10 protein-coding genes are annotated in these 8832 nt (G+C 45.7%); 9 read left to right on the top strand and 1 reads right to left on the bottom strand.

Annotated features, from left to right (window positions below; genetic code table 11):
• The first annotated feature begins 70 nt into the window (after positions 1-70).
• The 3 genes from AC3WQ3_RS25940 to AC3WQ3_RS25930 all read left to right on the top strand — a co-directional run bounded on the left by AC3WQ3_RS25940 (position 71) and on the right by AC3WQ3_RS25930 (position 3526).
• Positions 71-673, top strand: coding sequence for a nitroreductase family protein (locus tag AC3WQ3_RS25940; RefSeq protein WP_153978099.1), 603 nt, complete (start codon positions 71-73; stop codon positions 671-673).
• Positions 674-777: 104 nt separating this feature from the next.
• Positions 778-2409 carry an S-layer homology domain-containing protein gene (locus tag AC3WQ3_RS25935; protein WP_492474089.1) on the top strand — a complete coding sequence of 544 codons (1632 nt, stop codon included), beginning with the start codon at positions 778-780 and terminating at the stop codon, positions 2407-2409.
• Between the two features lie 187 nt (positions 2410-2596).
• Positions 2597-3526: an NAD(P)/FAD-dependent oxidoreductase gene (locus AC3WQ3_RS25930; RefSeq protein WP_127536162.1), complete on the top strand. Its 930-nt coding sequence runs from the start codon at positions 2597-2599 to the stop codon at positions 3524-3526.
• A 107-nt stretch (positions 3527-3633) separates the two neighbouring features.
• Here the strand turns inward: AC3WQ3_RS25930 and AC3WQ3_RS25925 are convergent, their stop codons facing one another.
• Positions 3634-3825, bottom strand: coding sequence for a hypothetical protein (locus tag AC3WQ3_RS25925; RefSeq protein WP_154893513.1), 192 nt, complete (start codon positions 3823-3825; stop codon positions 3634-3636).
• 126 nt (positions 3826-3951) lie between these two features.
• On the opposite strand from AC3WQ3_RS25925, the gene AC3WQ3_RS25920 reads away from it, so the two are divergent.
• The 6 genes from AC3WQ3_RS25920 (at position 3952) to AC3WQ3_RS25895 (ending at position 8769) form a co-directional block, all read left to right on the top strand.
• Positions 3952-5397, top strand: a complete 1446-nt coding sequence (locus tag AC3WQ3_RS25920; protein ID WP_492474088.1) for an FAD-binding protein — start codon at positions 3952-3954, stop codon at positions 5395-5397.
• A complete protein-coding gene (locus AC3WQ3_RS25915) occupies positions 5394-5936 on the top strand; it encodes an MFS transporter (protein WP_492474087.1) in 543 nt (180 codons plus the stop codon). Before AC3WQ3_RS25920 ends, AC3WQ3_RS25915 begins: the two co-directional genes overlap by 4 nt.
• A gap of 94 nt (positions 5937-6030) precedes the next feature.
• Positions 6031-6375, top strand: a complete 345-nt coding sequence (locus AC3WQ3_RS25910; RefSeq protein WP_095287616.1) for a DUF3243 domain-containing protein — start codon at positions 6031-6033, stop codon at positions 6373-6375.
• Positions 6376-6574: 199 nt separating this feature from the next.
• Positions 6575-7141 (top strand): hypothetical protein, encoded by a 567-nt coding sequence (locus AC3WQ3_RS25905; RefSeq protein ID WP_336779710.1) that lies wholly within the window; start codon positions 6575-6577, stop codon positions 7139-7141.
• Positions 7142-7289: 148 nt separating this feature from the next.
• Positions 7290-8147: a heme o synthase gene (gene cyoE / locus AC3WQ3_RS25900; protein WP_492474086.1), complete on the top strand. Its 858-nt coding sequence runs from the start codon at positions 7290-7292 to the stop codon at positions 8145-8147.
• Positions 8148-8286: 139 nt separating this feature from the next.
• Entirely contained in the window at positions 8287-8769 is a 483-nt protein-coding gene (locus tag AC3WQ3_RS25895; RefSeq protein ID WP_492474085.1) for a tetratricopeptide repeat protein, read from the top strand.
• The last annotated feature ends 63 nt before the right edge of the window (positions 8770-8832 follow it).

The following is an 8832-nucleotide window of genomic DNA, read 5'->3' as shown; positions in this document are numbered from 1 at the left end:
TTACTATATTATAGTTACTAATGTTAGTTTAAAAAATCTTGATATTAAACCAATGTGGAGGCGAATCGTTATGTCTAAATCTTTCTTTGACGCTTTGAAAAACAGAAGATCCTATTACGGAATCAGCAAGGAATCCACGATCTCGGATGCCAAAATTCAAGAAATCGTTGAGGAAGCCGTAAAGTATACGCCAACTTCTTTTAACTCACAAACTTCCCGTGCAGTGGTTTTGCTTGGTGAACAACATGACAAACTGTGGAACCACACTGAAGAAATTTTACGTGAAGTGGTGGGGGATGCAGAAGCCTTCAAATCCACAGCTGAGAAAATGGCCGGATTCCGCAGCGGATACGGTACAATATTGTTCTTCGAAGACAACAATGTGATTGCACAGCTTCAACAGAACTTTGCAGCCTATGCGGATAATTTCCCGATCTGGGCGAATCAATCCAACGGCATGCTGCAGCTCGTGATCTGGACAGCATTAGAACAGGAAGGTCTTGGCGCTTCTCTGCAGCACTACAACCCGCTGATTGATGAGAAAGTGAAACAAGAATGGAATATTCCAGAGCACTGGAGACTGATCGCTCAGATGCCATTTGGTAAACCAACAGCTACACCAGGCGAGAAAGAATTCCAACCGATTGAAGAGCGTGTTAAAGTACACAAATAAGGATTAAGCTTTAGGCAGATTTCCAACATTTAAACACATACGGCCTCGCTTCAATTTGATACGATGATGTAAGATCGTACTCCAATGAAGCGAGGCTTTTTGATGTGAACAATAGAATAAAGAAACATGCGGGTCGAAGAGTGGCAACAGTCTTGTTCGTTGCTCTATGTATACTTGGACTAGTACCAGTCTTCCCCATCTCGGTGGAAGCAGCAACGGCCAAACAGCAGTTCCAGGATATTAGCACCAGTTATGCGAAAGATGCGATAACTCATTTGGTGAACGAGGGTATTGCTGCCGGAACGTCAGAAACCAGGTTCGAACCCAAAAAGGCCGTGACACGAGCTGAATTTGCGACTTTTGCAGTTCGATTGCTCGGTTTGAAACCTGTTAAAAATAATATTAGTCCATACAATGATACCCGTACCACGGCATGGTATTATGGCAATGTCTCTGCAATGACCAATCTATCCATTCTGGAGGGGAAAGGGCAGGGAACGTTTCAACCGAACGCATCCATAACGAGAGAAGAGGCGGCTGCCCTGCTCGTGAGAATGCTGAAACAGACGTCCGGTTCTACAGGACTTTTGTCTACAACTTATGTTGATGCATCTGATATTTCGGTATGGGCGAAGCCTTATGTACAGAAGGTATATCAGCTCGGACTGATGCGTGGAAGTGATGGTTTATTCCGACCGCAGGATCAGGTGACTCGCGAAGAAGCTGCCGTGATGCTGGATGCCATTTTACAAAAGAAAGAATGGTCGCAGCAGCTTAAGAATGCTGATTCCTTGGGAATACAACTGGGCTGGCAGTATAACTCCACTACAGCGGAATTCAAGAAGCAGGTTGAACAATCCAAGGTGAATACACTGGTTCCCCGGTGGTTCTTTCTAAACAGCAGCATGCAGATTACAGACCATACAGACTCTGCGCTGCTCACATGGGCATCGTCAACCAATCGGGAAGTTTGGCCTCTGCTTGGCAATCGTTCTGATGCTGCGTTGACGCACCAGATGTTATCCAGTTCAGCCAACAGGACGTCGGTCATCACTCAAGTTACTGCTTATGTGAAGAAATACCAATTGGATGGTATTAATGTGGATTTTGAGAACGTATTGCCAGCGGATCGGGCAGGCATGACTGCTTTTGTGACGTCGCTTGCTGCTTCGCTGCATACGATTGGTGCTGTCGTTTCAGTGGATGTGTCTCCTGATCTGGGTACGGACTGGACCGAGGCATTTGATTATGCCAAGCTTGGCGCCGTGTCCGATTACATGGTCCTTATGGGATATGAGGAACATTGGAATGGAGATCCTATAGCCGGTTCGGTTGCCTCACTTCCTTGGGTAGAAAGAGCACTGGATACCATGCTTACAGACGTTGTACGTGCCAAAGTTATTTTGGCGCTTCCGCTCTACACCAGAGACTGGTCATCGGCTAGCCCGGCAACAGGTTCATGGGATATTACCCTTGCGGAGCAGGGAACTCGGGCACGTGCTGTGGGCTCTGTGAGACAGTGGAATGCAAGTTTGGAGCAATATGTTATTGGTTATTCGAATAACGGCTTGGCAAGATACATCTGGGCAGAGGAGAGCCGCTCCTTAACTGCCAAAGTTAGAATGAGTACAGACCGGAAGATAGCGGGGCTGGCTTATTGGTATATGGGCGGGGAAACAGCAGATGTCTGGGATGCCATCTCCAACGCTTCTCGTTTTGAATCATATCAATTTTAATGTTAATCTTATGTAAGGAATAAGGGACCCAAATCGGACCGTGAACCATGCGGACGGTTTGGGTTATTTATTTTTTGTACAAGCTAGAGCTAGGACGTTTGAGTCTGATTGAGCGGTTTAATGTATAGAAGGATCGGAAGCGATCTACAGAGACCAAGACAAAAGGATGGACTGGAGGAGATGAAGGTTGCGAGAGTATGATTGCATCATTGTAGGTGGCGGACTCGCAGGACTTCAGGCTGCCATTCAGCTGGGACGTTACAGTTCGCATCAGGTGCTGGTGGTGGATGCTGGAGAAGGCAGGTCAACCTTGTGCCGAACCTATCATAATATTTTGGGATTTCCAGAGGGTATATCAGGTGAAGAATTAAGATCCAAAGGCAGAATGCAAGCTCAGAAGACCGGAGTTGCATTTGAAAAGGATCGTATTGTTAAAGCAGAACGAGTAGGAGAACAGATTCAATTAACGGGTTCCTCAGGCACCTTATATTCAGCAAGGACTGTGCTGCTGGCAACCGGGCTTAGTGACCGTTTCCCCGCGATTCCGGGACTCAGGCCAACACTGGGCAGATCAGTCTACGTGTGTCCGGACTGTGATGGTTATGAAATTCAGGATCGTCGCACCATATTGCTGGGATCAGGAGAAGCTGGTGCCAATATGGCCATGATTCTGATCGAGCGTACCAATGATCTTCTGTATATCAACCATGAACAGAAACCAATCTCTGCTGAGCTTCACCGAAGCATGAAGGAGGCAGGTGTACGTTATCTTGAGGCTGCGGTCCAGGAAGTACAACAAACAGAGGACGGATATATTACAGGGGTACTGACCGAAGATGGGCAGATCTATGAATCAGAACGCGGATTTATTGCTTTTGGTGGCAACCGGGTACATTTCGAGCTGGCAGAGCAGCTCGGAGCCGTTATCGCTGATAATAAACATGTTGAAGCCGATCATCGCAGTTTGCAGGCTGCCCCGAATGTTTGGATTGCAGGGGATTTGGGACTTCATGCGGAGCAAGCTACGGTAGCGATGGGCGAAGGCTCCATAGCAGCCATCTGGATTCACAAGGAGTTACAGAAGATCAAAAACGAAAACAAGGTGAAGCAGTTGTAGACACAAGCACGGTGCGACTAGCTTTACCTTTCATAGACATACGAAAAGTCCTCCAGCCTGTTTAGGTTGAAGGACTTTTTTGATTGAGCTGCAAATAGGTTGAGACTCTATTCGTTTGATTTATTTCGGTTGGTTGCTGCCGACTTGTCTTTGGGATGTCCAGAAATATTGTCCACGATATCTCCAATCGCATCCTCAATCATGTCTGTCGGGCCAGGATTGTTGGGATCAGGATGTAGGACAGTATTGACACCTGGCTCAAGATTTTTGTTTTTCTTTTCTTTTTTAGGTTCACTCATACGTATATCCTCCTTATTCAATCAGGTCTAGGGTGTTCCTTAACATCTCCAAACGTTGTAATGTATATGTAAACGATTAACCGCTGGAATGGGTTTGAAACGTTTTGGGTTGAAGGAGGTCGTTATGTGTTCAAAAAAATGGGTGTACTCCTGCTGCTCCTCGTTTTATGTATTTGGACGTATTGGAGAACGGGAGGAGAAGATCAGAATCCATATCTCATTACAGACTACAGTCGCCTACACCCGGTAAAAGTGGAACGAGTCGTGCAAGGTCATCAGGAACAGCAGCTTGTAGAGCTGCTGAAGGATGCAAGGGAGAATCATCTGACAGTCTCCATTGCAGGACAACGTCATAGTCAGGGCGGACATACCTATTACCGGGACGGCATCATTATTGATATGACTTCTTATAACCGTATACTGGACATTCAACCGGAAGACAAAATGATAACCGTTCAGGCCGGAGCGACATGGGCGGATGTGCAGCGTGCAATCAATCCTTATGGCCTTTCGCTCAAAAATATGCAGTCTCAAAATATCTTTACGGTCGGAGGTTCGATTAGTGTGAATGCCCACGGGAGGGAGCTTCGCAACGGATCACTGATTCAGAGCGTGGAGTCCTTTCGTCTCCTGACTGCAGATGGGCAGATCCAGGAAGTGAGTCGTTCGTCCAATTCGGAATTATTTCCGTTGGTATTAGGCGGATATGGACTCTTTGGCCTGATTTTGGATGTGACGCTGACGTTGACGGACGATGAATTATATCAACTTAACGTAGACCGAATTCAGGCCGCAGCGTACCCAACGTATTTCCGTAACAATGTACTTGGCAATCCGGACATGCGGATGCATCTGGCCCGCATCTCACTTCAGCCGGGTGAAGGGTACTTTAGCGATATGTATGCTCTTAATTATGCGATGGATACGGGAGCCTCGCTTCAGGATTATAATAAAATGTCTGTACGTGAACCTGGTGTGCTGCCTGCCAAGATTCTTTTCAACCTTAATCGCGGAACGGTTTGGGGCAGAGAGTGGTTTTGGGAACTGCAGCAGCGATATTTCGATTCACAGGACGGGACGAGGATCAGTAGAAATAATGCGATGGCTTCTCCATCTGCGTTTATGGAATATCATCAGCCCGGCACTAACGACTTGCTGCAGGAGTATTTTATCCCTATGGATGCTTTTCCTGCTTTCGTTAAGGAGATGGGGGAGATTATTTCCCAAGAGAAACTCGATCTGCTGAACATAACCGTTCGTTATGTGCCACAAGACGATGAAGCCGTTCTATCCTATGCGACAGAGGACATGTTCGGTCTGGTATGCCTATTCCATGCCTCACTGTCGGACGAAGAACAGAGTAAGTTCAAGGCTAGTTTGCAGAAGATCATAGATTCAGTGATCCGCTTCAAAGGGACCTATTATTTGCCCTATGAGGCATATGCCACAGCAGATCAATTCGATCAAGCCTACGCTTACAAGGATGATTTCTTTGCAGCGAAGGAACAGTACGATCCAGAACATGTATTCATGAACTATTTTATGGAGCAATACGGAGGGAACGGTAAATGAATATGAAGTGGTTGGTCCGTTCACAGAGCATGGTTACCCTTGCTTCGGGTATGATTTATCCTTATTATTTGTTGTTTCTTAAAAATCTCGGGAACAGCTTCTCCAAATATGGACTTGCCTTTGCTGTTTTTACAATCAGTTCAGCGGCTGCATCACAGTGGCTGGCCCCTCGACTGGACATGTATGCCAAGCGATGGCTCATGATGAGTTCGCTGGGCATGGCTGGAGCAATGATTGCTTTTCCGTGGATTACAAGCTACATATGGGTATTGCTGCTGCAGATAATCATGGGGCTCTGCAATGCCATGCAGCGAATGAGTGAACGGGTGCTGCTTGCAGACTATACGAAGCCAGGTAAAAGGGGCAAGCCGGTTGGCAATTATCATTTTTGGACGTCGGCAGCATCGGGATTTGCGGTAATTATCGGCGGACTGCTGATCGATTGGCTTACGATTGATGTTTTGTTTTATCTGAGTGCCCTGTTGTATGTTTGGGGAAGTATATCCATATGGCGATCAATTAATGCAGCAACCCGTTAATAGATGAAGTGTTGAAATAGCCTGATTAAACTCCAGCGAGACGTTTATATTATAGATGACAAGCCAAATCATTACGCTCAAGGAGGAATTTAAAATGAATGAGAGTAATCATGTAATTCATAAAGATGGTCAAGTGGCAACGGAGAAGGTTGAGAATGCAATTGACAAAATTGCACCAGAGGAAAGAGAGCAGATTCTGCAAAACTTCGATGCATTCAAAGAGTATTTGGGTAAACGGATTGCTATGGGAGAATCCATTGGCCTAGGTGAAGAGCAAATGGCGAAAATTGCCGAGAAGGTAGCAGATTATCTGGCAGCCAAAGAAGAGCCGCGTAATCGTGAAGAGAAGCTACTGCAGGAGCTATGGAATGTTGGTAAGGAAGAGGAGCGACATATGCTGGCTCATATGCTGGTCCGTCTTGCACAGCACACTCATTAATAGCAAGAGAACCTTGGATGCGAGGCATTCAAGGTTCTTTTTATTGTAACTATTTTTCATCTCGCTGATACTTTTAAATGATTGTAAACAGGTATGATGATTTTAGTAAAAGTTGAAAACGAATTTTCACATGACCGTTTGAAGCCAACGCCTTCCGGTTAAGGAATGAATAACGTTCATATAAGGAGAGATGCTGCCTATGAAGAACGCGGCGAAACAATGGAAATTAAAAATACTTGGTACTGCTGCACTGTTGCTTGGTATCATTGTGCTTACTACATATTTGCTTACACCGGCAAATGCCGAGGAAAGTGCCGGTTCCTCACAGGCTTCTGCAAAAGAAGCTCAGGCAGCCAATTCCGAGATGTATACAGCCTATGTGGATGAGCTTCAGCAGGAGAATGGCAAACTCTATTTAATCGTGGATAGAATCGGATGGTATCAGGGAGAAGAAGCGGATAAAGTGTTCGATCAGCGTAACCCTGATTCGGGTATAGATGGAGCTCCGGATGGATACTATATTATCAACGACAGCAAGGAGCAGGACAAGATTGAAGTAAGCAGTAATGCCGAAGTGCTGATGCAGCTGTATGATCGCGACGGAACGGTACAGGGAACAAACATTCAATGGAATGAGCCAATATCGCTCAGCAAGTTCGAATCATTGTACGGGAACAAAAGCATTTTGGATTTATCCGCTTTTCCATATCATCTGACTGTTCAAGATGGTAAAGTTACGAAAATCGTTCAGCAATATATACCATAAAATGATGAGTATAGGCATTCCTCCTGTTCGACAGAACGGTGAGGGATGCTTTTTTGATTATGACAAAATGTTAAAGAAGATTGTAATTCATTGTAGGTACATGTATCATTATTGGAATGGTGTTTTTACATAGTTCAGGAGGCTTCTCATGCTTAAAGACATGATTGCATTAACGAAGCCCAGACTTCTGCGGCTCAATGTATTTGCGGTTGCGGTAGGATTCTGGGTCGCTTCAAAATGGGATATCTCGTGGTTATCCCTGCTGTTTGTCATTATTGGATCTACTCTGGTTATCGCATCGGCATGTGTTATTAACAATTACTGGGATCGAGAACTCGATCAGAAGATGGAGCGGACCAAAAAACGCATCGAGTATATCAACCATCTTCGTCCCGCCTTTGTGCTATGGTACGGTATTATTCTGGGTGTTGCCGGTTTCGCCGTGTTATACGTCTGGGTCAACCCGCTGTCAGGCTGGCTTTCCCTTCTTGGGTGGTTTGCTTATATCGTGATCTATACGATGTGGCTGAAGCGCAGCTCTACCTGGAGCACTTCTCTTGGCGGTATAGCCGGGGCGATGCCACCGGTCATTGGTTACTGTGCGGTGACCAATCAGATTGATATGGGAGCATGGTTGCTGTTTGCACTGTTATTTCTATGGCAGCCGCCACACTTCTGGTCGCTCGGTATTCGGCGGGTTGAGGAATATCGTGCAGCCGGGTTCCCGCTTTTGCCTGTTGTGAAGGGGATTAAACGGACCAAGTTTCAAATGGTCCCTTACGTGTTCCTGCTGCTCCCTGCTGTATTTTTATTGTACTACTATGATTACGTTGGACTGGTTTTTCTGATCGTGTCGCTGCTAAGCAGTGTAGTCTGGTTCATCCATACCCTTAGCGGGTTGAAGACGCAGGATAACGAGAAATGGGCCAAAATCAACTTTTTGATTTCGGTTAACTATCTAATGCTAATTTTTATCTTGATGGTTGTGAACACGACCTGGAGGTAACTCATCAAAACGAACGCCTTATGGAACAATGTGTGGACAAGCTGATTGTCCTCATTAAGGACCAGAGGTGTTTTTTTGTTATAATTAACAGATGTTTCATATTTAAGTGGATAATTTTAGGGAAAAAGGGTGCAGAGATATGAGTCAACTAGAGCAAGCAATACGGTTAAGACAGGAAGGCAAGACGCAGGATGCGATTGAGTTATTGCATACCATCGCGGAGAAGGAACCGGGCAATGCGGACGTATGGTATCAATTGGCCTGGGCAAATGATTCACTGGGATTGGAACGCGAAGCCGTACCATATTACGAAACAGCGCTAAGCCAGGGATTAAAGGGGGAAGATAGAGCAGGAGCCATTCTGGGTCTCGGCAGTACATATCGGACTTTGGGTCAATATGAACAGGCTAAGAAGTGGTTGGAAACGGGAATGAAAGAATTTCCGGAACAGCGGGAATTTGAAGTCTTCTATGCCATGGTACTCTACAATACCGGGGAGCATGCGGAAGCCATGAAACGGCTGCTGGTTCAGCTGGCGGATACATCGACGGATCAAGGCATACATGATTACAGCAGGGCAATCCGCTTTTATTCGGGTCAACTGGATCGCATCTGGGAGTAAACTGATTTTTTAAGTCAGCATTAATAAGAGGAGATGATATCATGAGCTCCAATAAAGAACTGG

The organism is Paenibacillus sp. FW104-T2, from assembly GCF_058789975.1.
This window is presented reverse-complemented; position numbering and strand designations above follow the sequence as displayed.